Below are 24,301 nucleotides of genomic sequence, written 5' to 3' on the forward strand. Positions count from 1 at the left end.
GCTGCTCTGGTGTGAGTTCTTTACTGCTTACCCCACTGCTTTCGGTGACTGTCAGCCAGTTAGCGCTTCATATCTTATCTGTGCATAAGCGTGCCGTAAGCCGAATGTTTGTTGTAAGCGTAAACTCATTTGCACATAAGGATCGCTAATTTGTGTCAGAGTCTGCCCGTCAAGGTGTGTCACTTTATTTTCTTGCGTTACATATTGCCGATGCTCGATGCCAAGTTGAATATTATCTTTGGGGATCACGCTATTTTTCCGACTTTTTCCGCCCACCAACGTAGGTGTGCCATGCGGTTTTTAATGGTGTTAATCGATCAATCTTGGGCTTGCCACTGTGCAACTAAATAGTTATCGTGCTTAGCTGTTCAGCTTGAGTAGCATGACTACCATCTTATCACGCTTTTTCATAAACTCGTTTTTTCCACCAAGCCATTAATTCCTTGCGCTGTTCAAGGTAAGTAGAACGATTATAGGCACACTTGAATTCGTTTTTGTCGTTATGCGCTAGGGCGGTTTCAATCACATTGGGATTAAATTCTGCTTCGTTCATGGCGGTACTTGCGATCGAGCAAGCCATGCGCCATCAGTTGACCGCCATAACTGATACGCTTTAACGCGGCATTGGCGGTTTGCGGATTGAGAGGTTCGTCGCGATTGATACGGCTAGGGAACACATATTGGCTACCGCTACTGAGTGATTTTAATTGTGCTAATAAACCTAACGCTTCATTGGATATCGGTACGGTGTGGGCTTTTTTGACTTTCATGCGTTCGGCAGGGATGTGCCATAGTTTGTTTTCAAAATCGATTTCAACCCATTTTGTTCCTGCCGCTTCCGACGATCTGACTAAGGTGAGCAGTTGCCAAAGCTGTAAAGCGCGTGTGGTGACTTGTAAGTTAGACATGCTGATATCACGCGCATCAGTTGCAGCAATATTTCTGGCCTTACCGTGGGTAAGTTTTACTTTTTCAGCTTTTCAAACGCCAGACTAATGGTAGAGGCAGGATTCTCTTCTAGCAAATCAGTATTGATGGATAGATCATAATCTCATTAATACGCTGGCTTAATCGCCGAATGGTTTCGAGCGCGCGCCAGATATCTTTTGCATAATAGGCGGTAATGCTCTTTTGCTTAAACTCAAACCATTTTTTGGCGACATTGATAAAACGGCTCTCTTCGGCAATTTTAGCTTGCTCTTCTTGCTGCGCGACTTTGGCTTGTGGATTGATCCCTTTGACTAATAAGGACAGGTATTCGTCACGTAATTTCTGGCATCGTCTAAACTCAGATAAGGATAAATGTCAAGGCTGATATTGGTGTGTAATTTGGTATTTGGACGTTGATAGCGAAAATGCCATAATTTTTTACCCTACAGTTTGATCAAGAGAAATAATCCGTCACCATCATGCAGGGTGATTTCTTTACCAATGTCGCGTTTCTTTTGGATCTCGGTATTGCTTAGGGGCTTGGTTACTCTTCCCATTAGTACACTTCCTATAGGTCATAAGAAAATTGGTACACGGAATAGTGTAAAATAGAATTGTGTACCTAAAAATGTACCAATTTGAGTTGGACTCCCTCGGATTAGTTTGGATAGGGTTGGAAACAAAAAGCCGGCAATTATTTATTTTTCAATGAATTACATGCCTTAATGGGCTGGCGGAATCTTAACTGAGCCATAAAAACACTTGTCAATACAGGGTGTTTTATTTCAATAAACTGAATTGTATACCTAAACGTATACCTAAAAAGAAAAGTGCCCCTCAAATTGTGTATTTTTAGTACTCACTTATTTTTGATTTAAAGTTGATTTTTCGCGGATGTAAAAATCTGTCTGAAGAGGCGGTACCCAAATTTGATTGTTAAAGAAATTAACTCACCCCCATTAAAATAAAATTTTATAAAAATCTATGCATACTATACATGATTTCTTGTAAGCCTTATTGTATAAGGGTTCGCGCTATGTATAACTACATTTTAACCCTACATAACTCTACATTTTTACTATACATAATTCAGTGATGTAAAAATTTATTACTAGATTAGCTAAATAATGGACTGTTTATTTTTTATGATTTTGATTATTCCAAGTCAACTATAATGTTATACTTATGTAAGTAAACCCACATGCAGTTAATTTGTATTTTCTATATCCAACATCTTTAGGAGATTATAATGAATAGAGAAACATTATTTAACTATGCCAAAAAACATTTTCATTCAGAACCTAACTATCTTTGGGAAAATTTACCTAACTATGCAGTATTGCGCCATCATCAGGATGGCGATAAATGGTATGCTATTGTTATGAATGTATCTGGCTCAAAACTTGGTCTAAAAGATGATAAAGAGATTGATGTTCTGGATATTAAAGCAAGACCTGAACATATAGGTTCTTTAAGGAAAAAAGAAGGTATTTTGCCAGCATATCATATGAATAAAGAGCATTGGATCAGCATTATTCTTTCTGGACATTTATCAGATAAAGAAATATTCGATTTACTTACCGAAAGTTATCACTTAACTTCAAAGTAATTTTAGCCTTAGCTTTAATATATTTGTTTATTTCCTTAAGTATCTATTTTGTATAATACAAAAAAACCGCCAATCAAGGCGGTTTAAACATTAAAAAACAATTAGCTTTAGGTAGGATCTTCTGCTTTAGGTAACCAGTCTTTATCGGCGTTTGAATTAAGCTCTAAGTTGGTTTTAATTCCTGCTGTATAGCGCTTCTTCATGTATTGCTTGCCGTTCTCGTTTAATGCGTAACTTAAAGATGTGCCGAACTGAGTTAAGGATAAGGGATTATTTAGCCCTGTGTTACGAATGTATTCGATATAAGCATGGTAAACATACTTTCTTGGATTGAATGGAACAATTCCTAGATTACCTACTGACATACCATTAGGGCAGTCTAACGCGTCAAAATAGCTACAGAAATCGACTAAATGGTCAGATTCTCTTTTAATAGCCTTTGCTTCTTCTGATTGTTGCTGTTTATGTAATCGTTCTTTAGCATCATTAGGGTTAGTGAACTCATTAAGTAGCAACCTCACAATTGAGGGCAGCTCTTGCTCTATTTTGCTAACCAAGTTTAAATCTCGCTCTGTTTCAGGTATAACCTCGCCAAAGTGAAATATTACTCTTCGCCTTGATATGCCCCCGTTGCGCTCATTAAATCGCATGGCTTCGTTGTTGATTACTAACACTACTGCTGGAATCTTACAGGAATAGGGCTGCTTGTGTTTAGGGTCAATTGCGACTTCATCACCGCCAGTAATCGCTTTTAATCCTGCACCACTGCCCATATATCGCGGTTGGTCTGGTAATATGACTAATGAGTAACCCACGATTAAGGCTCTGTCCCTTGCCTTTTCTAATGCGTCCATAGTGCCTATTACAGTATTGTTTTTACCTGATAACATCGTCGAAATTTCAGCAAAAACACTTTTACCGCTACCGCCTGCGCCTGTAACCTCTAAGAATAATTGCCAGTCATGACGATTAGCCAATATCATATATAGCGCAGCTAAGATATTTTTAGCCTTATCTTGATTGCCTGATGCTCTTTTTAGCCATTTAGCAAAGTTCGGTGCGTGAGTTTCGAAAGATTCATTTTCTTTGGCAGGGTAATAATCAATATCATTACTTACCAATAACCAATCTTGCTTATTGTGTGGTCTGAAAGTTTGTGTCTTCAGCTCATAAACACCATTTTTAAAACAAATTAAATCCTTTTGAGAGCTTCCCATTGCAGGTAAAGATAGTCTGAGGGTTTCAACCGCAGAACTTATGCGCATAGGGTTAAATGGCTCACCTGATTGATTAAATAAATCGGCTAATGTTCGCATCAAAACTTTATCGCTAATGGGTTGCCATGCATTAGCTTGATAGTAATAAATTTCATCGGTAGTAAGATTAATAGCAAGGTTATTATCATAATATTGATTAAGCAGTTCGGCGCGCTGATTTGATGCCATTTGCGATAAATTCATGTTTTGGGTTTCAAGTTTTTTCAAGTTTTGGTTGTTCGTATTTGTTAAGGTTTGAACGTTAATTTTTGATAAGTTTTTATCGAATAAAGCTGAAGTTTTCTGAAGTCCGAATTGTTGTCTATAATCATCCCAATCACATTTATAATCAGTGTCAGGGATTGTGTAATAACCATTTACCGCTTTAGCCGCTTCTATCGCTTTTTCTTTACCTGTGTTTTTATGATTACCTATATCATTATCACCCGCAATAATAATATTTACGGTAGTATTAACCTCACGAATAGCGTTAGCCACATGAATAAGGTTGCCTGCATCAATAGCAGATATCACCATTGACCGATGGCGGAATTCCGCTATCGATATACCTGTGGCTAATCCCTCGCAAATAATAATCTCGGTAGCTGTGAGTAATTCTTTTTTTACCTCGTCAGGCTTGCCCAAATTTGGGCTAACCCATATAAAAGCACCTTTCTTATTTGAGCCTCTCATTAAGCGCTTATTTCCGTTTGGCTCGATAAATTGACCGCCTGTATATTCACTGTTGATATTAATCAAAGGTACAAAGATACGCCCATCATCTAGCAAGGTTAAATCGAACGTTAACCCTTTTTCAGTGAGGTAATCCGACTGCCCTAATATTGCTTTAGATAGTAAATATTCAACCTTTTTAAATATGGTCTTACTCTGTAGGTCGGATTTCAAATCCGAGCTTGTGGCTTTATGATTATTTAAATTTAAGCATTCAGCTACCTTACTACTAGCTTTTTTAGAATCACAATGATAATAGTTTTTGATAAGTTCTAAGCCGTCACCGCTACCGCATTGATTGCAGATATAAGTACCGCGCCCATTTTTATTATCAAACCTAAATCTATCTTTACCACCGCAGACAGGGCAAGGACAATGCTTTCCATTACCCACCTCAATGCCTAATGAACTAAAGATTGATTGCCATTTACCCACCGCTTCGGCTGTAATTTCGTTTATTTTCATTACCGCCACCTTAGTGAATTGTCGCGTTAGATTCAGCTTTGATATCTTCGACTAAACCAATAAACAATGTTGAAAGCAATTTTTGCCCGAACGGAGTTAATGAAATAGGTTTATCTGCGTTTTCTGTGTACATGTCTTTTAACGCGCCATAAGTGCGATTTAATCCCTCGCTTTCGCCGAAATTCTCAATCAGGTATTGCTTAAGGTTGATTTTTAACCCTAGTACAATTAAATCTTTATTAATATCAATTTTAGTACCCTCATGAATAAATACTTGACTATCATTTTTGTTAATCTGCTCAATTAAAAACAAACTTGCTACTATTGCCATAACTGAATCAACGATGATATGGTGAATTGCGGTTATTTTTTGGTTATTATTCATTATTGTTAACTTCCTTATGATTAAGTTTATCGTCAAGTAAATTAATTTGATTGGAAGCAAAGCAAGCAACGTTTTTTAATTGTGCTAACAAGTAACCAATGTCGCGTGTATCGTCTTTAAATTGTTGTTCCTCATATTCTTCACATTCAGAAGCCCAAAATAACAAATTACCAATAGCACCGATTCCCCATAGAATTGATTGTCTGAGTTCCTCTAAGTGTGCTTTTGCGTGTAATAAGTTTTGTGGTTGGATATCAGCCCGATATAAATTCAAGACAGATAAAAGGTTAGGTAGGTCATATTGTCCATTTTTAGAACATACGGTATCATTACTACTAGCCATAATCATTACCTCGATTAATGTTATTGTGGTTAGATCCCTCAAAGTAGGATCAGTACTTTGAGGGATTGCTTTTTTAAGATAATTACGTATATAATGGTAACTACCACTATAATCTAATCTATCACACTGGTAATTACCAATGCAAGAGAAAAAAGAAAAAAAAGATTTCGACCGTTCAAACAGCACTATGAAGCATATTCGTTTTGAAGATGATCTATTAGAGCAAATTAACCAACAAGCAAAGAAAGATAATGAATCTTTTTCTGGCTGGGTTAAAATTGCTTGTAAAATGAGATTAGTGGAATAATTTACTATTTTAATACCACCAAAAAGTGGTATTTGTTTTCTTGTTTTTCTTTTTATGGACTGACAAAACCAACATTTTAAATTCAACCCTATGTAATGAGTTTCCCGACACATATGCGCGCGTGTAGTGATATCAATAAAATCTTCTCTAACGTGTCGAAAAATTACATCGCAGAGATTCACAGGGCGATTATTTAAGGGCTGGGTATACAGATGTATAGCTAAATTGTTATATAAGCTTGTAGTCATTTTTAAGCCTCTTTGCCGATTAGTAGCTTTGTGATAGCTTGATTAGTCGTCCATTCGGTAATTTGTTCATTATTTGCACTTTGATTCCTGAATTCTAATGAATCAAAGATTAAAAAAACATCACCTTTAATTGTTGTTTCTTTTACTGGTGCTAGATTTATAAAATTAGTCATGATCAAACCCTCTAACGTGTCCTTAAATTATTAATCGTTTTATTAGAGGTAATTAAATCAGACAACGCGCTTATTCTTCGTTTAACTTCCCTTATCGCTTCTGTGGGTGAGTCTATCTCATTAAATACCGCTGATTCGATTTGTTGTAAGATGATTAGCGCCCCTAATTGCTGTTCATTAGCTATTTGCCTCTCTCCTGAGTATAACCCTGTAAATCTGTTTTCAGCTTTGGCGAGATTAATATAATGGTACTTTTTGACACCTTGCATCATTGATAAAGCGTAACGGCTCTGATGATAGAAAGGTAAGTATTCGCGTTTTACTTTTTCGCGTTCTCGGCTATTAGCGAAGGCTTTGGTTACTCGCACTTTAAAATCAATAATTTGTTTATGATTTTTACCTCTTGCAATTCGACTAATTAAATCGAATTGATTCTCATTGAGTAGCGCATAAGTAATTGTCACAGCTCCAACGCCTCTTTTTCTCGATGCCTTTTGAAAAGGCAGTGAGCCAAATTCTTTTAAATCATTCTTATTCGAACGGATCAAATTCATTAAACTTTTATGAGTAATTCCCATTTCTTTAGCTACTAAACGGCTGTCAATTCTTGGTTCTTTGGATTGCGTCAATTCAATATCGTTATTTTTAATAATTAAATCTGTCATATTCCTTCTCTCTTAACGTGTCAGAAAATTACCCTTTAATTTAAATTTAGGTAATAAGATAACGTGGCTCAATTTTGAGATTTGCTTTAAAATCAATTAGTTAATTTGGTGTTTTAGCTAGACACTTAACGCGATATTGGCTATCATTGGAAGCGTCATTATTCCAGTGTTAGCCCTTTATCATTTCGCGATATAAAGGGTTTTGCTTTATCACCATTAAGCCACATCACGGCGTTCTACTCTGCGAGATTCTAGCCAAGAGTAAATTTCATCAGCACGATACCCAACGCGACGCAAGCCAATTCTTATCTTTTGTGGGAAGGTTTTGTCTTTCAGTTCTAGCGTATAAAGACTAGTGTCAGATTTGAAGTGAAGTAAATTTTTAACTTCTTTTTTAGATAGGATTGTATTTGTCATTTGTTACCTCGTTATAAAAGTGATTAAAACGGGGTAACTGTATCAAAAAGACAAGAGATACTGTATGGAAAAACAGTTATTTTGTTTTTCTGAGAATTTTACAAGATACAAAATTCTCTACTAATAATTATATATCTAGTAGAACAGATGTTGTAATATTTTTTAAATGCTCGTTTTTTTCAACAAATAATTTATATAATCGTAAATATTCAACCGTAAAGAGATTCTCTGCGAATGGTTTTATAGTGTCTTTAATTACATAACTATCTTTGAATTCATCTTTAAAAACTAAAAATGATAACAAAGTGTCACTGATAGTATATGAGTTAAGTCTACACCATAAAAGAATATCTATTATCGGTAATGCTCGGTAAGATATGATTTTTTTCAGTGATTGAATGCCAATATTGACTTTTGGTATTTCGGGTTCTTTTATTTGTAATGACTTTCGCCATATTGGTAAAAATTTTTCCATACTTTTTAATATTTCTTCATCAGAATACGTTTTTATATTACATCCAATAATTAAAGGAAAAACAGAAATGTCGTCACCTTGTGTTAGTTTAGATATCTGGGTAAAAGTTTCATGCTTACCATAATGGAATTTATTATTATTCAAGGTTAAAATTTTCTCATCAAAAAAAAGTTGAACTAATTTTACTAAGCCATGTAAGTTTAATGGGACTAGACTGCAATCATCAGGATAAGGCATTACTTTAGAGAGAGGTGTATAAGAATTGTTATCATCCAAAGAACTATCATTATCATTTCTATGTATATATGGATCACTATATAATACAGAGTAAATGGTTGATTCGGCGTATTCTTCATTATCATATAGATCATAACAAAATAGACGAGTTTCAAATTCTCTTAATAACTGTTCTATTGTTATCGAAGAAATAAAATCATAATGTTCTAATTTAAACCATTTTAAATCATTAGATTCTGCTTTAAATAAACCTGTCTTTTTGCATATTTTAACCATACACCCCTCACGCCCCTAATAGATATTTGCGCCAGTTCGCTAGGGTTGCGAATGTTCGGGGATCAGCCTAGACGCAAATAATACTCTAACATACAGTTAGATGCATTATAACACTGTATCTATATACATAAAAATAACTATGATAAAATTAGAGGGCAAAAGAATATTTTAAGGGTAGGTGAATGAGAGATTTAATAAAAGATAATAATAAATATTTGAGCCGTCGCGCTACATCAAAATTTCAGGCTCGTACGGTAGCATGATAGTTGTAAGCCCTTTGATGGGCTTTTTAAATTCAACCCTATGAAAGGGATTTGTAAGCTGTCTTTATTATGAAGATAACTGTTTTAATTTAACGAAACTACATAATTTTTGCAGTTCCCGATTAAATATTTTTAAATAGTTCTGTTTTCGACCTTTAAATGTATAGAACGTTATACTATTTTTTCTTTTTATCGAAAGGGTGGGTAATTTCTTCTGCCCACAGCACTGCAAATATATATACAACCATAAAAAATCCTGCTGATGCCCTAATATAATAATTATCTATATTAGTGAAAAGATTTTCCCTAAAACAAATGCTACCGTGAATTGCTGCAAACAAGTATGTCCAAATTATCAGAATTCGTCGCTTCCATCTTAACGGTTTGTTATATTTATAATCCTGTTTTGTAAAACGAGCGCGACGAAAATAATAACACGCTAATAAAGTTGCTATAGATAAAAAATAATAAAAAATAATTAGCATCGATAATCCCTTATATTATTCAATTTTATATTGTTCCCCATTAGGGCGCGTGCACAAATAATAGTGCGGTGGCTCTTCATCAGCAAATGTGATAACTATAACTATTTGACAGCTATCCGCTAATTCACCTACATTTGTGACTTTCTCTGGTTCAGGAACCACTAACGCTGGCTGATCATTCTCTTTATCATAAATGAAAGTATTTACAACATTAGTAATAATTGTCCCCAATGAAATTGTATCAGAGACTATCTCAGCGCCCAAAGCTGCTTTTTTCATTGTTGTATAATATCTAACTAAATCCTGACGTCCGTAGTACCATAATTTTTTTATTGGCGTTCCAATTTCTGTTATTTTTGGCACTAATTTTAATTTACTATACAATGATCCACTCAAATCAGCTATATCATAGGCTATGCTACCTACTGATGCATCAAATCCCAGTGCCTCAGCGCCAGATTTATATAATTCTCTTAGTGGACCATCTACTTCTTCACTACGATCCCCACCATCAATTTCATTCATTACACTATTAACAACGCCTGCACTACCCTCATAAATGCCGTTTAATCCATGAGCTATCATTGGTGCGCCGATAATGCATCCCAATCCCGTATAACAAAGGGCGACTCCTGCCTCAGTTAATCCCGCTCCACCAAAAATAGACAGCCCATATTTTAGCCACTTAAGTGCTTGTTCTTTCAGGCTTTTTTCTTCTTTCTTGATTTTTTCCGCGCCTTGCTCATACGACATAGCGCCACTGTCTACTTGTTCAACTATATCATTAGCAAACGCTTCAACGTCCTGCTTGAACGCCTGTTTAATATCATCATGATATAAGTGCTTTTCACATAACTCATCTGCGCATTGTAAGAGACGGCGTGCATCAATTCTAATTAAATTGTTTTCGTCATCATTTGCGGAACTCAATTGTTTTTGATTACCTGCAAACGAATTCGATTGAACAGAACCACCACCAACCCCAACATACATAGTACTGTTTAACGCTAAGATTCGATGTCCTCCAACAGGCGAGCATTTACACGCAACAATACAGCCATCATAGGCAACGGGTTTACCATCGATAATAAAGTTGTCTGCTCCCTCTATAATTCTGCCTGTGCTATTGCATTTAGGACAGGAAGCCAAATCACCTAATAGAGCAACGCCATCCATACCGCAATAACCTTGCCCTGAAGCTGTAATAATCCTACCGCCATAATTAGTCATATCTCCTAAAACAGCTATTTGCTTGCTCATGCTACGTCCTCACATTGTCGTTATATCCATTGTGAATATGTATGTAGTTTATACAATATAGCTGTGTTAGTCTGATTTTTTGTGTAAATGAATGTAAGCAATTACAGCTAAGATATCTATTGTATTTTTGCCAACAAAATAACAAAGCTCAAAATTGAGCGCTGTTTTTATGGACTCAAGAAACTATAACCTAGCCAAAAGAAGAATTTTAAAAATATCTTTACAACAGGGCTTTTTGGTGCTTTTTGTACCCATAGTGATATCAATAAAATCTTTACAGCTTATAAATATTGGTTTCTTTTCACACAGTGACAATCCTTATAGCTGGGAGGGAGGGTCAAAAGTTCATAACGAAGCATCCTAAAAATCACCCGTACCCATTCATTCCAGCGCTAACCCGATTTTTTTAGTTTTTTAATGTTCCCCTTTCAGTAACAATTAACCTTGAACATGGTATAAATCATTATAGTTAGATTAAATATTTTATTATGATCAAGCAAAATAATAACATATTTATTATTAACAAGTTAAACATTAAGGTTATTTATAATATTAATATAAATCATATTGTTATATATGTGATCGAAAAAGCATATATGTATGTATAGTAATGAATACTTATGAACACTTAAAAAATAAGTATACATAATATAATATATTAATATATATCAAGTTTTTTGTATTTATGTATAGTATGTATAGTTATGTGATTTATTTTAAAAGTTTAAGATTATGTATAGGTAAAGGGTAACATTTGAAAAAGCGCCCTCAGATATGAGGAGGCTTAATATGAAGTTATTGAAGTGAATAACTCAAATAGGGTTACAGCTAACATGTTGATTTGTTAAGTAAATCAAATTTGAGTGACGGATTTTATCAACGGTGAGAGCGTAACCCAAATATGGGTTACGACAATTAGATAGGGTTAATGATTAACTAGCTTTAAATTGCGGTTACCTGACAATGAGACATTTCCTTTACTGGCTTGCTCGACAAAGTCGCCCCACCAGTCTAACATTATCCTTCGTTGTTCCAAATAAGTGGCTCTGTTATAAGCCCGTCTAACGCTATTACTATCAACATGAGCAAGGGCTGCCTCAATAACATTAGGGTCAAAGCCTTGCTCGTTCAATATTGTACTCGCTAAAGCTCTCAATCCATGCGCTACTAATTTATTTTTATATCCCATGCGCTTTATTGCCATATTCGCTGTTTGGCTATTCATGGGAGTGGAAAAGGGAGGTTTTAGACTTGGGAAAATGTGTTCCCTGTGACCGCTAATAGGTTTCATGATTGATAGAAGCGCCATAGCTTGCTTATTAAGAGTTATAGTGTGCTCTCTTCTCATCTTCATTTTTTCAGCAGGAATAACCCATAAGCAATTATTAAGGTCAATTTCCTGCCATTTCACCCCTACAGCTTCATTAGGTCGGGTCATTGTTAATAGTTGCCATTCAATTAAGCAACGCGTCTGTAATTCAATTCTAGCCATAGCAAGAGCCTGCATAAATTCGGGCAGTTCTTGTGCTTTGATTGTTGGCATCTGTCCTTTTGTTGGGCTTTCAAATGCATCTTTTATCTTGATGGCTGGGTTAGCCTCAATTAAGCCTATATTGACAGCATAAAACATGATTTCATTAATACGTTGGCAAAGCCTTTTAATCGTTTCTAATTTGCCATTTGCTCTTAATGGCTCCATAACTTTTATGAAGTCCTTTGCCTTTAATTTGAAGATGGAACTATTCCCGATGTAAGGAAAAATATGTAACTCTAATGAGTTCCAAGTACCTTTTAATGTAACTTCAGTTAGTCCTTTACTGCTCTTAACTTTGAACCAGTCAGTAGCTACCTTTTTAAATGTACTGGTTATTTCATCTTGCTTGCGCCGTTCTAATTCTGCTTTATGTTCTTGAGGATCTATGCCTTGTTTAATTAATTCGCGAGCTTCGTCTCGTTGTTTTCGCGCTTGTTGTAGTGAAACTTCGGGATAACTACCAAAGCTAAGTAATGCCCCTTTTTTGGTATACGGGCGCGTATACTTAAAACGCCAAATCTTAGAGTTATTCGCTTTGATTAAAAGATACATACCGCCACCATCAAATAAAGAATAATCCTTATCTCTTGGTTTGGCTGCTTTTATTTGTGTGTCGGTTAATGGTAGAGTCTTTCTTGCCATAATGATTTTAGGTATACGGGTTTTAGGTATATTGCATTCGTATACTTAAGCATATACCTAAAAATTCTGGTTGTAAATGTATCTTACTGGTGCTTAATGAATAATAAAATAGGCTTTAAGCCTTGTGTTTATTGCTTTTGATGTGTTTTAAAGGATTTAAAAGAATGTTACTGAATAGTGAATTGGTGGAGCTGGCGGGAGTTGAACCCGCGTCCGAAATCTCTACATCCTTGGTACTACATGCGTAGTTTGTCTTTGAGTTTCGCTTACCCGCTGCGGACAAACACGCCACTGATAAACTAGCTTGATTAAATTTAATGCTTCCGCCCCAAGCAAGGCTTCCACACGATCTCGTTTTGGGTTTGACTCCTCTTGATCCCCGTCCTACGAGCGGAGGCTAGGGAGAGAAGGCTCTATGCAGGTTATTAAGCTGCTAGTGCGTAGTTTTCGTCGTTTGCGACTATTTTTTTGCGGTTTATTTACGAGGCCTACCGCACCTCGGCATGCACCTTGGGTTTCGCAAATCCCGTCGAATCCAGAATCAGCCCCAATTGTGATATGTAACTTAATACAATATCAGGGCATTATATGTGAATTCAAGATGTAATACAAGTTAACCTGCCTTGTGATTAATCCTGTTTTTATTGTTTTTTTCGTCTTTCAATGTAGTAAGATTATCAATTGTTCCCTTTTGCGATTTTATAACAGTATTTAACACCTACTGATCCAACATGTAGTAATATTAAAACTTTAGTTTGTACTGAATCAGTGATCCATATAAGTTGTTATTTAGTGGTAGCGAGGGAATAATAATGACGATATCCATCCCTCGTTTCGGTAGATTAATAGACGTTATGCGTTCTTTGCGCTAGTTCTTTGATAATGTCAGGATAAATTTTTTCTAAAGTATAAAAGCGTAATAATATAATAGTGATAGCACTTAATATTAAAGGTGAATAAATAAATAATATTTGTAAGGTCGTTAGTACGCTTTCTGGTTGATTTGCAACATCATCGGTAGCAATGTAACCCGCCATACCTAATACCCAACCAATGCCTCCGGAAGCGATACCACTTCCTAATATGGCACTGAAACTTCCGCCACTATAGACTAATCCATCATTTCTAATACCAAATTTCCATTCACCATAATCTATTGTGTTGGCTAACATGGAATATGCATTTCCCATAATTGGCGCAAAACCAGCACCACGTAATATTGTTCCTATTATTGCAACATTCGTATCTTGAGGGGCAACGGCCATGATGGTGCTTCCTAAGATAATTGTGGCCATACCGACAATGATAAATGTTAATCGGCTCATGATTTTTAGAATATAAGCTGAACACATCAATACAACAACTAACGGTAAAGCAAAAGCCATATTGATTAAACCGATAAGTTGACTATCGGCTAATAGATATTTTGCATAGTAAACACCAACTCCATTGATAAGTCCTAGGATACTAAAACTCACTAGCATGGTAAAAAACATAGTTACCCAATATTTATTAGCAAGAAGAGTTTTTAATGAAACACCAATAGATGGTGCATTGTAATTAAATTGGTTAATTGGTTTAATACGTTCTTTAGTATTAAAAAAAGTATAGAAGAAAGTAATAATTAAAATTGCAGCATAAATTATCATAGTAAACTGCCAACCGCGTTCACCTCCTCCAAAAAAATTGACCAAAGGTAAGGTAATATAAGGAATAATTAGCATGCTAGCAAAATAGCAAAGCATACGATATGTATTCAAGCGACTACGTTGGTAAGAATTTTGAGTCATTAATGCTGCAAGCGTACCATAGGGTATATTACTCGAAGTATAAATAATCCAATGTATGTTGAGCGTAATGGCGGCAAAAATTAATAATGCAAATTCACTCCAATTTTCTGGTGCACTAAATACCATTATCAATGATAGACCGAATGGAATGGTTGACCATAAAATCCATGCTCGAGCTTTACCATGTTTACTTTTAGTTCTATCAACAATATAGCCCATAACCACATTAATCACAGCATCAAAAACGCGTGAAAATAGTAGCACTGCACCTAATAAAGTCGCCGAAACCCCCACAATATCGGTATAGTAGTAAAGTGCGAAAGTTCCAACGGTAACTCCCGAGAACCCTGTTGCAAAATCTCCTAATCCATAGGCAAGTTTTTCTTTAAATGAGATGTCATGGTCAGACATTTGACCATTATTATCCGTTACTGTTGTGTTCATTATGATATCTCCAGAGAAGTTTCCAAGTTCAGATTACTGGTGATAGTCGCCTATCTAAACCAAGGCTTTTAGCCTATTCAATGACGAAAGCCTTGATAATGATGATCATCTAACTTGTTAGTTAAACGGTCTAATAAGCGCTATTACCATTTTTCTGGAAAACATCCTTCATTTGAAAAAGTATTATTTTTACAACTTAATGTTCCATCACTTACAGCAATTGCTAATCCACTTCCTAATTGATCATAACCTCGGACATTAAGTGCAGTACCATCAATGTACAAAGTAAATAGCGTATCATCAGCAATGATCTGTACGTTATATTCTCGATCAGCCTCAAGATGAATAGGGCGCTCTAAACCTTTATTCATCACACGATACCAAGGGTAACAAGGGGTCTTATCAAAAGTTAATCGGTTATCGACAAGTGAAAAAATAAAGTCATATGATTCCCCAGTTTGTTTATCTTTCATTAAACGTATTGAAAAATCACGAGTACCTTTACTGAATTTCACTGTAGTTGAAAAACGGAATGTTTTGCCTGTATTTTCAATTAATAATTGTTCTTGACGTGCGAAAGGTGAATTAATCGAAAAATCATCAAGTTTTTTAGGATGAGTAAAACAGTTCCATAAACTATCAACGACTTTCACTCCTAAAGTATGATCGGGTTTTTGATAAACTTCATGAGGAACAAAAGTACCTGCCCATTGGAAATTTTTTAAATCATCGTTATCTTCTTTTGTTGGTACCCAACCAAAAAGAATACGACGTTTACCATCAAATGCAGTTCTTGCTGCATAGTATGCTCGACCATCAAAAGCATCGTCAGCAGGTGTAATCCATGGTCCTTCTAAAGATTGGCTCATTACGTAGCGTGTTTTACTTTGATCACTGTATTCGGTATAAACCAAATACCACCAATTACCGATTTTAAATAAGTCTGGCATTTCAATCATGGTATATTTACCTGCCACCCAAAAATCACCTTGGAATTGCCAATTTTTTAAATCTTTCGAAGTGAAAGCAACAACTCGACCTGATTGTTCAGTTTTAGGACCTTGTAATCTTGCACCTAAAATTAATAGATACTCTTGTTTTTCATCGTTCCAAATAACCCAAGGATCTCGCCAATCACTGATATCATAACCTGCTTGAGGTGTTAATGTTATAAGTTCAGAGGATTTATGCCATGTTTTAAAATCATCACTCCAAGCATGTAATAAGACTTGTGATGTTTTTCCTTCTTTTTCCCAATTACGGTTGTAACCAGTATAAAAAGCATGTCCCTTACCTTCTGCCTCAAACACACAACCAGCATAAATAAACTGATCGACATCTTGTTCCCCACCTTTTTTTATTGAATCACCAAGATTTTGGTAATTAACAAAATCAGTTGTAGTCGCAAGCGACCAACCGAATGGTTCTCCAAATGGGCATGGATTTCGATTATCACGTTGATCGTAAAGATAAAAAGTACCATCTTTACCAAATGGCATTATATCGCCAACCCAGAACCCTTTTGGTTGATAATGTAATTTTTGCATTTTTTACTCCTTCTTTTTTAACATGGACAAATGACATTACATTGTCATTTACTTTGATAATTTTTTATTTCATTTCATGTCAACCGCGTTCATATGTCAACCGAGACCACAGCTAAAATGATAATTTTGTGAGAGACATCACTTATTAGAAAGTAGTTTTGTGATGGATATCACTAAAAAAGAGGAAGGCCAAGGTTTAAATCAATTCAATTACAATGATTTACGCCATAGCAAAAAGCATTATAATTATTGGATATAATATAAATTTTAATTAAAGGATGATTATGAAATTAAGCAGAGATGATGTTGCTAAGTTGGCAGGGGTTTCCGCAACCACTGTATCAAGAGTATTAAACAATCGTGGGTACATCAGTGCAACAACTCGACAGCGAGTTCAAGATGCTATGGAAACGTTGGGTTACTACCCTAATGAATTAGCACGTTCATTATCGAATAATAAAAGTAATTTGATTGGTTTAATTTTTCCAAGTTTAACCAACCCCTTTCAAATGGAATTAATCAGTTATTTAGAAAGAATATTATCTCGAAAAGGTTACAAAATATTAATTTGCAATAGCCATCATAACCAAGAAGAGGAAAAGAATTTTTTAACTATGTTAAGACGCCATCAGGTTGAAGGGGTAATTGTAAACTCTATGAATGAAAATTTAGCTGATTACCTAATACCTGATCTGAATATTGTTTCCATTGATCGCAAAATTAATGAAACAATACCGGTTATTTCATGTGATAACTATGCTGGTGGTTATCTGGCCAGTCAATATCTAATCAATCAAGGTTGTAAAGATATTCTTTATATTGGTTCTATTACAAATGACAAACATGTTGATATGGATGCTAATAAACGTTATCAAGCTTATAAAGATAGTATTAAACTCGCAGGAATTAAACCAATTACTCTTGATATGGATTTTTCAATTAGTTATCGGGAAAAGTATCAATTGATTAAGGAGCGTTTACAGACCCAACTCATTGATGGAGTTTTAGCTGACGATTCATCAGCAATTGCCACTATTAATGCTGCTAGAGACTGCAAATTGTCTTTATCTAATCAATTAAAAGTTGTTGGATTTGATGGTGCTGAATTAACTTTGCAACATATGCCATTTTTGACTACGATTCGTCAACCGATTGCGCAAATTGCACAAAATGCGGTTTCTGTATTGCTCGCCATGATTAATGGCGAACCATATCACAGTATAACTAACTTACCAATAACTTTGTATCAAGGCCAGAATGAAAATAACCTGTTATAAAAGTTTTATTAAAAGAAAAATGCTATTTTGTCATTAAAGACTCAAAATTAAATTAATCATAATCAAGTTCAGAAAAGTGATTTTGAGAATACTGTGTAATAGTATGAGTTTTTTAGTATTTGGTAATGAGTTAAAAATAATTTAAAAATACTAAATAGAATAATAAATGCTTAAATTTCAAAAAAAATTAAAAAATTAAAAAATTAAATTATTATTAATCAATGCATTAAATCTTTTTTTATAAAAATATCAAAAATATTTCAATTTAAATTGAACTTTTTATGATTTAGTTTGTCTATATTAACAGATTACGTTTTTTCATTTTTTGCCCTCCACTCGAATATTCGAGTGGATTTTTTTTATCTACGATTTTACTTGTAACTCACTTTTCTACATTCGCATCGTTTTATATCGTCATATCATTCATGAAAGTCAATGATATATCAAAACTTATTGAACAATGATCAACAGTAAGTTAAGATTCAATGATTTTTAACTTTCTAATAAAATAGAGTCATTTTTACTGTTATCAAGGCTTTTCTCTTTTGTTTAGTTTCTATGTCTAAATTGGCAAAGAAGTAGCAGGGTAATGAATGACATACAAATAATAAGTAAACAGAGAGAATTTTCATGTTATTTTCATCAAGGACAAAAGGGCACCTGATAGCGCTGATGACAGTGTTTGTTTGGGGAATAACTTATGTTGTAACCAAAGTTTTACTAACAGAATTTAAACCCATTGAAATTCTCTTTTTTCGATTTACCTTAGGTTATGCCACACTTTGGTTATTATCTCCTCGCTTTTTTGCTTGGCAGGGAATTAAACAAGAACTGATGTTCCTTGGTGCTGGTTTTTGTGGAGTAACGTGTTATTTTCTCTGTGAAAATATTGCATTAACATATACCACCGCGTCAAATGTTGGGGTGATTACCACATTAGCACCAGTGTTTACCGCGATATTGGCGATATTTTTCCTCAAAACTGAAAAACCAGCTAAAAGCTTTTATATCGGTTGTCTATTTTCGATGATTGGTATTGTGTTAATTACCTTAAATGGAAAATTTGTTTTATCGGTTAATCCCCTAGGCGATTTACTGGCGGTGTTTGCATGTCTATTTTGGGCATGTTATTCAATTTTAACGAAAAGAAGTAGTAACTATGGATACAATATTATTTTATTGACACGAAGATTCTTTTTTTATGGTCTAATGTTTATGTTGCCAGCACTTTATTTATTTGATTTTGAATGGGATTTTTCAAGGTTTAATCAACCAGTCAACCTATTAAATATCTTATTTTTAGGTGTGGGCGCATCTGCAATCTGTTTTGCTTCTTGGAATTATGCAGTGAAATTAGTTGGTGCAGTTAAAATTAGCATCTATATTTATTTGGTACCAATTTTGACAATTATTAATGCAGTGTTAATTTTAGATGAACCTTTTACATGGATTGCGGCAATTGGTACATTATTTACACTTGGTGGCGTGCTGTTGTCCGAAGGTAAAATTAAACTTAAAAAACATTAATATTCTAGCATGTTTTATTAATGCTTTGATTTAAAAAATATTACCCAAAGCGCTACATTTATTGCATACGTTTATCGATAGCTTGCATAATAATTTGCCCTAAGTGCTCATAATTTTCATCAAAATGATGCCCACCTGGTAATTTAAAAGCCTCACCTTTCATCTCTGACTGTAGGCAGCCAGTATCCTCTTTTTCTTCTTCTCCATAAATACAGAATAATTTCTTTTCTGGGATCTGCGCAACCTCAGGTGCGGTTTTCATTTCATCACCAGATTGCCCAAGCCACCCGCTGACTTCTATTTCAAAATTAGCGTCTTTGGAAAAAGCTATCATGATTAATGCTTGAATACTATTTTGATCTTCTTTAGATAAACGATTGTATAGTGCAGGTAAAATATCACCACCGAACGAATAGCCAGCTAATATAAACTTAGTTGTTCCCCACTTTTCACGATACTGTTGCATTAAATAAGTTAAATCTTTAGCACTACGTTCAACCGAGCGATGTTGCCAAAACAGTTTTAATGCATCGACACCAACCACCGAGTAACCATGTGAGGCCATATATTCAGCTGAAACTTTATCTAAATCTCGCCATCCACCATCACCCGAATAATAAAAAGTTACGCTATTAGGATGTTGTTGTTTGTTTTTCGCGGGTAACTCAATGACGGGTAATGGTTTATGCTCATCAAATAAAATGGATGATAAATGTGAACTTAAAAGCTCGGTTGGTGATGCTTGATATTCACCAATTTCAGTTGTTACTTTAATCAGTTTTTGTTGGCGAGGAAAAATCGCAACTTGTTCATCAGGGGGATTGTTCCAAATAACTCGCCATGTTCCATGTGTAGCTTGATCTGGTAAAGGTGCCTCACAATCTTTATGATTTAAAGTGAACTCTATTGATAATGCTTTAGCGCTATCATCTTGTTGTTTAGAGAGCCAACGGTAAGCAAAAGCTGCACCTTCTTCCAAACCTGCAACTACAAATTTATGCTCATTTAATATTTTGGTTGCTTGATTAAAACGATTTTGTTGTTCATCACAACTTGCCTGAGGTTTTAATTCAAATTGAACCAATTTAGTACCCATCTTTTCAGATAAATCTAATAATTGTTGTTCAGTAAAAAAATCTTTTTGCGTAGCAACAATAATCGCAGCTGCTTCTGCTGAATTTTTGGGGTTAGCTAATATTACTGAAAAATCATTATTTATGGTGATGGTTTTTACAGTTGCACTGCTACTATTTTTTATATAATACCCGCCAATAAACACAAGCAAGATAATCAGTAATATGACAATTAATACCAAAAAATAGCGTATGAAATTTTTCATAAGATCAGATCTTTTTCTTTTTTAAGCCAGTTAATCCACCCGAAATCAGCATAGTGGTATCAATTAAAGCAACAAATGGATCAAGTCCTGAAGGAACAGCCATATAACGCGGTTCCCAATGAGTTGCAAATTTGTCTTTAAAACGACGTAATCCTTGAAAATTATAAAACCGACCACCGCGCCTAAATACTAACGCACCTAGCCTTTGAATTAATGGGGCTCCACGTCTTCTTTGCATGCCTGATAGAGGTACCATACCTAAACTAAAGTATTTAAATCCTTTTTCTTTATAATGCAGTATTAAGCCAATCATTAAAAATTCCATGGTTAGTTTAGGAATATTTTGAGCAAACCTCATTAGATCGATGCTAGCTGAGTAATGTTGATTTGTTTCAAGTAAATTGACAAAAGCAATAATGCGACCTTCAAATTTGATAGTAGCAATAGTGAAATTATCTAAATATGGTTTTGAAAAAGATCCCAATGAAAATTGTTTTTCTTTGGAGTGTTTGTTTTTTAGCCATGCATCAGATATAACTTTTAACTCATCAAGTGGTGCAGAACCTGGCGCATAAAATTCAAGACTAAGTCCGTCGCGTTGGCATCTGTTCCATGTATAACGAAGATCTTTATATCCTTTAGATGAAAGATTAAACTCTTCTAAATCAACTAAAGCCTCTTCGCCTAATTTTATGGTTCGTAAACCAATATCCATATAAAAAGGTAAATTGGTGGCTTTAACTTGATAAAAAACTGGGCGAAGATGATGGGCATCACATAAATCTCGAAAAGCCCATATTAAATCAGCACGTTTAGTATTATCGCCAATCGGATCATACAGTGCTACCATGCTTCTGCCACGTTTAGCATACATGATGAAAGCAGTGTGTGATTCATTGAATAACAGTGATTTATCGCCAGTCATGGCCAGTCCACCTTCTGGCTGAGCTGAATCTAAAATAATTTGATGAGCTTTGATTAACTCTTCGCGTTTTGGACTATTTAAAATTGGCAAAGCAGGATGAAATAGCCAATAGAGCATAATACAAATTAATAAAATAAAACTACCCAAGGTTGCTCTTAATGCACGCGGCACTCGGGTATCTAATTCAAATTGCCACCATAATGAATGGTTGTAAGGTACATCTTGATAAATAAATAATATTAACCATACAAGAACCGCAATTAAGCAAAAACAGACAGCAAAGGATTTAATCGGAAAAGGTAATACATTTAATCGACTTTTGCGATAAAAAGCGTGTCTAAAATAGATTAATAACATTGCAATCGTTAATAAAGTACCAGCTTCTATCCAATGTAACCCCCTTAAAAGTGAGCAGATGCTACCTAAAAACAATAAAATGACCGAAGCACCCCAAGCTGAATAAAGTCTTCGGCGTAGACCCACTGCTAAAAGTAAACATAAAACACCGATTAAACTCGCGACTAGATGAGCAGTATTAATTATTTTATTGGGAATAAATGTACTGACTAAGTAGTGATTAAATCCGGGAAGAACACTTGAAAACATCATTACTACACCCGCAAAAAATACAGCAGCAGCCATAATAATAGCTGCAATACCGGTTTCTGTTTCTTTAACTTCAGGCATAGTAAAAAGATGCTTGCTTTCATTTATTAAAAGTAGAAAACTCGCTATAAAAAGTGGTATTAAAATATAAATAATACGATAAATAATTAACGCAACAGTTAACGACGCAGCTCCAATTTCAGATGAAAATGCAGCCAACATTACTGCTTCAAATACCCCTACACCCCCAGGAATATGACTTAGCACTCCAGCAACTAAAGCCAAAATATAGATCATAATAAAGGTAATAAAATGGGGTTGTACTGGTAATAAAAAGTAAAGAATGGCTCCAGCTAAAACAGTATCAATTAAAGTAATTACAAATTGGTAAAATGCAAGGCGTAAATTAGGTAAACGTATCGACCAGTGAAATAGTTGGAATAATTGAGTGTCTTTATTCGGTTTTGTTTCTAATCGATTGCAATATAAAAAGATTAGCATGACGACATAAAGACAAATTATGCCACTCGAAATTAACCATATCCAGTTTTTTGATAAATGCAATGCCAGCATAGTATTTTTAGTATTGATTAAGGCTGCTAGCGTGGCCAGTAGGGGTAGGGTAAGTCCTAATGATAACGTAACAAATATCGACATTCTGGCTATGTCGATAGTCGTTAATCCTTGTTTGAAATATAATCGGCAGCGAATTGCACCACCAGATAATGCTGATAAACCGATCGCATTGCCAATGGCTGAAGCACAAATACCACCAAGCGTTATAACCGATGGCTTTAATTTTACACCTGCATATCGTGTTGCAGACCATTCGCAGCCAATAAGCATCAAATAACTGCCTATAGCAGATAAACAAGAAAATAAAATAGCTTTAATTGAAAGTGTGTCAGCCGCATTTTTTAAATCGCATAGATTAATATCTTTAAGTAGATGCCAGCATAAAATAAGTGCAACAAAGAAGATGGATAATCCAAACAGTAACGTTATAAATTGACGATAGCGAGTGAAGTATTCTATCAATTGCCAAGGTAGAACTTTACGCGCTAATATTTTCACGTGAGCAACTCCAATACGTGCTTCAATAGGATTTCAGATTGGCGCATTCTACCGTTGCAAACTAATGAAAACAATCGTGAGAAACTAAAGGAAATTTAAAAAAAATATTAATCATTAGAATTTTTTTACAATAATTGTCTATTTATTGAATGTTGAATAGGCTAAAGGAGCAGATTAATGGAATCGAATTAATGATTATTGTTAAACACAAATCAAAGAATAATGAATTATCTAATAACTTAATATTTTCAAGCTTAATTAAATTAATAGCCATCCAATTGTGGTAATCTATTTAATTTAGGTTTAGCAAAATCTTTACCAAAATTTTTAAATTGCTATTTTCACATTAATTAAATGGATAATTATAAATTAAATGAGCACAGACCAATCAATTGAATTAACACAAGAACAATATCAGATTATTGAAAAAATAAGAGTTTATGTTAAGCAAAAGCTTGCTAATGATTTTTCAGGTCATGACATGGCACATATTGAGCGCGTAGTTGGATTAGCAAAAAAAATTTTACCTTGCGAACCAAAAGCTAATGCCTTTATCGTAATTTTAAGTGCTTATCTGCATGATGTCATTGATGAAAAAGTTATTAATGATGTCAATCAAGCGACAAATGAATTATATAATTATCTAAACTCACTTAACATTTTAAGTGATGATATAAAAATGATATTTGATATTATTGAAAATATGTCTTATCGAAAAAATCTAATTGGTAAAAAAACATTATCGTTAGAAGGGCAAATTGTACAAGATGCTGATCGCTTAGATGCCATTGGAGCAATAGGGATTGGACGAACGTTTTATTATGGAGGTAATAAACATAATATTATGCACGATCCAACTATTTTACCAAGAACGGTTATCAATGAAGAAAATTATAAACTGCCCAATACTGTAATTAATCATTTCTATGAAAAACTGTTTCTACTTAAAGATATGATGAACACAGAAAAGGCCAAAAAACTGGCTATATCGAGACATAATTTGTTAGTTGAATTTGTTAAACAATTTGAAAAAGAGTGGCAAGGTAAAGATTGATCTTACTATGGTCAAT

At 34.6% G+C, this 24,301-nt stretch carries 20 protein-coding genes, 1 other RNA gene and 1 pseudogene; 6 read left to right on the plus strand and 16 right to left on the minus strand.

Annotation, left to right across the window (positions count from 1 at the left end):
* The first annotated feature begins 152 nt into the window (after positions 1-152).
* Complete coding sequence (locus A9G17_RS13255; RefSeq protein ID WP_256114198.1) at positions 153-284, plus strand: hypothetical protein; 132 nt, start codon at positions 153-155, stop codon at positions 282-284.
* Between the two features lie 113 nt (positions 285-397).
* Here A9G17_RS13255 and A9G17_RS13490 read toward each other — a convergent pair.
* Positions 398-1,487 (minus strand): annotated as a pseudogene (locus A9G17_RS13490) (tyrosine-type recombinase/integrase).
* Between the two features lie 692 nt (positions 1,488-2,179).
* On the opposite strand from A9G17_RS13490, the gene A9G17_RS09575 reads away from it, so the two are divergent.
* Positions 2,180-2,539, plus strand: a complete 360-nt coding sequence (locus A9G17_RS09575; protein ID WP_037489287.1) for an MmcQ/YjbR family DNA-binding protein — start codon at positions 2,180-2,182, stop codon at positions 2,537-2,539.
* A 107-nt stretch (positions 2,540-2,646) separates the two neighbouring features.
* On the opposite strand, the gene A9G17_RS09580 is transcribed toward A9G17_RS09575, so the two are convergent.
* Genes A9G17_RS09580 through A9G17_RS09590 form a run of 3 tightly spaced genes read right to left on the minus strand, consistent with a single transcriptional unit; the run spans position 2,647 to position 5,720 of the window.
* Positions 2,647-4,992, minus strand: coding sequence for a primase-helicase zinc-binding domain-containing protein (locus A9G17_RS09580; protein ID WP_065738505.1), 2,346 nt, complete (start codon positions 4,990-4,992; stop codon positions 2,647-2,649).
* A 10-nt stretch (positions 4,993-5,002) separates the two neighbouring features.
* Complete coding sequence (locus A9G17_RS09585) at positions 5,003-5,377, minus strand: hypothetical protein (protein WP_065738506.1); 375 nt, start codon at positions 5,375-5,377, stop codon at positions 5,003-5,005.
* Positions 5,370-5,720, minus strand: a complete 351-nt coding sequence (locus tag A9G17_RS09590; RefSeq protein ID WP_065738507.1) for a hypothetical protein — start codon at positions 5,718-5,720, stop codon at positions 5,370-5,372. The genes A9G17_RS09585 and A9G17_RS09590 overlap by 8 nt, the downstream gene beginning before the upstream one ends.
* A gap of 139 nt (positions 5,721-5,859) precedes the next feature.
* On the opposite strand from A9G17_RS09590, the gene A9G17_RS09595 reads away from it, so the two are divergent.
* Positions 5,860-6,027, plus strand: a complete 168-nt coding sequence (locus A9G17_RS09595) for a YlcI/YnfO family protein (protein WP_065738508.1) — start codon at positions 5,860-5,862, stop codon at positions 6,025-6,027.
* A 250-nt stretch (positions 6,028-6,277) separates the two neighbouring features.
* On the opposite strand, the gene A9G17_RS13090 is transcribed toward A9G17_RS09595, so the two are convergent.
* The 10 genes from A9G17_RS13090 to A9G17_RS09640 all read right to left on the minus strand — a co-directional run bounded on the left by A9G17_RS13090 (position 6,278) and on the right by A9G17_RS09640 (position 16,483).
* Positions 6,278-6,448 (minus strand): hypothetical protein, encoded by a 171-nt coding sequence (locus tag A9G17_RS13090; RefSeq protein ID WP_176714266.1) that lies wholly within the window; start codon positions 6,446-6,448, stop codon positions 6,278-6,280.
* A gap of 11 nt (positions 6,449-6,459) precedes the next feature.
* On the minus strand, positions 6,460-7,113 hold the full coding sequence (locus A9G17_RS09600; protein WP_025316359.1) for a Rha family transcriptional regulator: 654 nt from the start codon (positions 7,111-7,113) through the stop codon (positions 6,460-6,462).
* A gap of 216 nt (positions 7,114-7,329) precedes the next feature.
* Complete coding sequence (locus tag A9G17_RS09605) at positions 7,330-7,530, minus strand: helix-turn-helix transcriptional regulator (RefSeq protein WP_065738509.1); 201 nt, start codon at positions 7,528-7,530, stop codon at positions 7,330-7,332.
* Between the two features lie 127 nt (positions 7,531-7,657).
* Positions 7,658-8,518 carry a DUF6387 family protein gene (locus A9G17_RS09610; protein WP_065738510.1) on the minus strand — a complete coding sequence of 287 codons (861 nt, stop codon included), beginning with the start codon at positions 8,516-8,518 and terminating at the stop codon, positions 7,658-7,660.
* Between the two features lie 439 nt (positions 8,519-8,957).
* Positions 8,958-9,266 carry a hypothetical protein gene (locus A9G17_RS09615; RefSeq protein ID WP_065738511.1) on the minus strand — a complete coding sequence of 103 codons (309 nt, stop codon included), beginning with the start codon at positions 9,264-9,266 and terminating at the stop codon, positions 8,958-8,960.
* Positions 9,267-9,281: 15 nt separating this feature from the next.
* Positions 9,282-10,526, minus strand: a complete 1,245-nt coding sequence (locus tag A9G17_RS09620; protein ID WP_065738512.1) for a PAAR domain-containing protein — start codon at positions 10,524-10,526, stop codon at positions 9,282-9,284.
* 925 nt (positions 10,527-11,451) lie between these two features.
* Complete coding sequence (locus A9G17_RS09625) at positions 11,452-12,702, minus strand: integrase domain-containing protein (RefSeq protein WP_065738513.1); 1,251 nt, start codon at positions 12,700-12,702, stop codon at positions 11,452-11,454.
* Positions 12,703-12,885: 183 nt separating this feature from the next.
* Positions 12,886-13,251, minus strand: a transfer-messenger RNA (tmRNA) gene (gene ssrA, locus A9G17_RS09630).
* Positions 13,252-13,544: 293 nt separating this feature from the next.
* On the minus strand, positions 13,545-14,936 hold the full coding sequence (locus A9G17_RS09635) for an MFS transporter (RefSeq protein ID WP_081301730.1): 1,392 nt from the start codon (positions 14,934-14,936) through the stop codon (positions 13,545-13,547).
* A gap of 143 nt (positions 14,937-15,079) precedes the next feature.
* Positions 15,080-16,483, minus strand: a complete 1,404-nt coding sequence (locus tag A9G17_RS09640; RefSeq protein WP_065738514.1) for a glycoside hydrolase family protein — start codon at positions 16,481-16,483, stop codon at positions 15,080-15,082.
* 284 nt (positions 16,484-16,767) lie between these two features.
* On the opposite strand from A9G17_RS09640, the gene A9G17_RS09645 reads away from it, so the two are divergent.
* Together A9G17_RS09645 and A9G17_RS09650 are read left to right on the plus strand one after the other, a co-directional pair.
* Positions 16,768-17,760, plus strand: a complete 993-nt coding sequence (locus A9G17_RS09645; RefSeq protein WP_065738515.1) for a LacI family DNA-binding transcriptional regulator — start codon at positions 16,768-16,770, stop codon at positions 17,758-17,760.
* A gap of 672 nt (positions 17,761-18,432) precedes the next feature.
* A complete protein-coding gene (locus A9G17_RS09650; protein WP_218059721.1) occupies positions 18,433-19,287 on the plus strand; it encodes a DMT family transporter in 855 nt (284 codons plus the stop codon).
* 58 nt (positions 19,288-19,345) lie between these two features.
* On the opposite strand, the gene A9G17_RS09655 is transcribed toward A9G17_RS09650, so the two are convergent.
* Together A9G17_RS09655 and mprF are read right to left on the minus strand one after the other, a co-directional pair.
* Positions 19,346-20,626 (minus strand): virulence factor family protein, encoded by a 1,281-nt coding sequence (locus tag A9G17_RS09655; RefSeq protein ID WP_065738517.1) that lies wholly within the window; start codon positions 20,624-20,626, stop codon positions 19,346-19,348.
* 4 nt (positions 20,627-20,630) lie between these two features.
* Positions 20,631-23,231, minus strand: coding sequence for a bifunctional lysylphosphatidylglycerol flippase/synthetase MprF (gene mprF / locus A9G17_RS09660; RefSeq protein ID WP_218059722.1), 2,601 nt, complete (start codon positions 23,229-23,231; stop codon positions 20,631-20,633).
* Between the two features lie 373 nt (positions 23,232-23,604).
* On the opposite strand from mprF, the gene A9G17_RS09665 reads away from it, so the two are divergent.
* Positions 23,605-24,285, plus strand: a complete 681-nt coding sequence (locus A9G17_RS09665) for an HD domain-containing protein (RefSeq protein ID WP_065738519.1) — start codon at positions 23,605-23,607, stop codon at positions 24,283-24,285.
* Positions 24,286-24,301: the final 16 nt, after the last annotated feature.

Source organism: Gilliamella sp. wkB7 (genome assembly GCF_001693435.1).
Classification (GTDB): domain Bacteria; phylum Pseudomonadota; class Gammaproteobacteria; order Enterobacterales; family Orbaceae; genus Gilliamella; species Gilliamella apicola_N.

Bases quoted from the DNA above. Each gene is read 5' to 3' on its own strand.
- A9G17_RS09575 (WP_037489287.1), top strand. From the start codon at position 2,180: ATGAATAGAGAAACATTATTTAACTATGCCAAAAAACATTTTCATTCA.
- A9G17_RS09580 (WP_065738505.1), bottom strand. From the start codon at position 4,992: ATGAAAATAAACGAAATTACAGCCGAAGCGGTGGGTAAATGGCAATCA.
- A9G17_RS09585 (WP_065738506.1), bottom strand. From the start codon at position 5,377: ATGAATAATAACCAAAAAATAACCGCAATTCACCATATCATCGTTGAT.
- A9G17_RS09590 (WP_065738507.1), bottom strand. From the start codon at position 5,720: ATGGCTAGTAGTAATGATACCGTATGTTCTAAAAATGGACAATATGAC.
- A9G17_RS09595 (WP_065738508.1), top strand. From the start codon at position 5,860: ATGCAAGAGAAAAAAGAAAAAAAAGATTTCGACCGTTCAAACAGCACT.
- A9G17_RS13090 (WP_176714266.1), bottom strand. From the start codon at position 6,448: ATGACTAATTTTATAAATCTAGCACCAGTAAAAGAAACAACAATTAAA.
- A9G17_RS09600 (WP_025316359.1), bottom strand. From the start codon at position 7,113: ATGACAGATTTAATTATTAAAAATAACGATATTGAATTGACGCAATCC.
- A9G17_RS09605 (WP_065738509.1), bottom strand. From the start codon at position 7,530: ATGACAAATACAATCCTATCTAAAAAAGAAGTTAAAAATTTACTTCAC.
- A9G17_RS09610 (WP_065738510.1), bottom strand. From the start codon at position 8,518: ATGGTTAAAATATGCAAAAAGACAGGTTTATTTAAAGCAGAATCTAAT.
- A9G17_RS09615 (WP_065738511.1), bottom strand. From the start codon at position 9,266: ATGCTAATTATTTTTTATTATTTTTTATCTATAGCAACTTTATTAGCG.
- A9G17_RS09620 (WP_065738512.1), bottom strand. From the start codon at position 10,526: ATGAGCAAGCAAATAGCTGTTTTAGGAGATATGACTAATTATGGCGGT.
- A9G17_RS09625 (WP_065738513.1), bottom strand. From the start codon at position 12,702: ATGGCAAGAAAGACTCTACCATTAACCGACACACAAATAAAAGCAGCC.
- A9G17_RS09635 (WP_081301730.1), bottom strand. From the start codon at position 14,936: ATGAACACAACAGTAACGGATAATAATGGTCAAATGTCTGACCATGAC.
- A9G17_RS09640 (WP_065738514.1), bottom strand. From the start codon at position 16,483: ATGCAAAAATTACATTATCAACCAAAAGGGTTCTGGGTTGGCGATATA.
- A9G17_RS09645 (WP_065738515.1), top strand. From the start codon at position 16,768: ATGAAATTAAGCAGAGATGATGTTGCTAAGTTGGCAGGGGTTTCCGCA.
- A9G17_RS09650 (WP_218059721.1), top strand. From the start codon at position 18,433: ATGACAGTGTTTGTTTGGGGAATAACTTATGTTGTAACCAAAGTTTTA.
- A9G17_RS09655 (WP_065738517.1), bottom strand. From the start codon at position 20,626: ATGAAAAATTTCATACGCTATTTTTTGGTATTAATTGTCATATTACTG.
- A9G17_RS09665 (WP_065738519.1), top strand. From the start codon at position 23,605: ATGAGCACAGACCAATCAATTGAATTAACACAAGAACAATATCAGATT.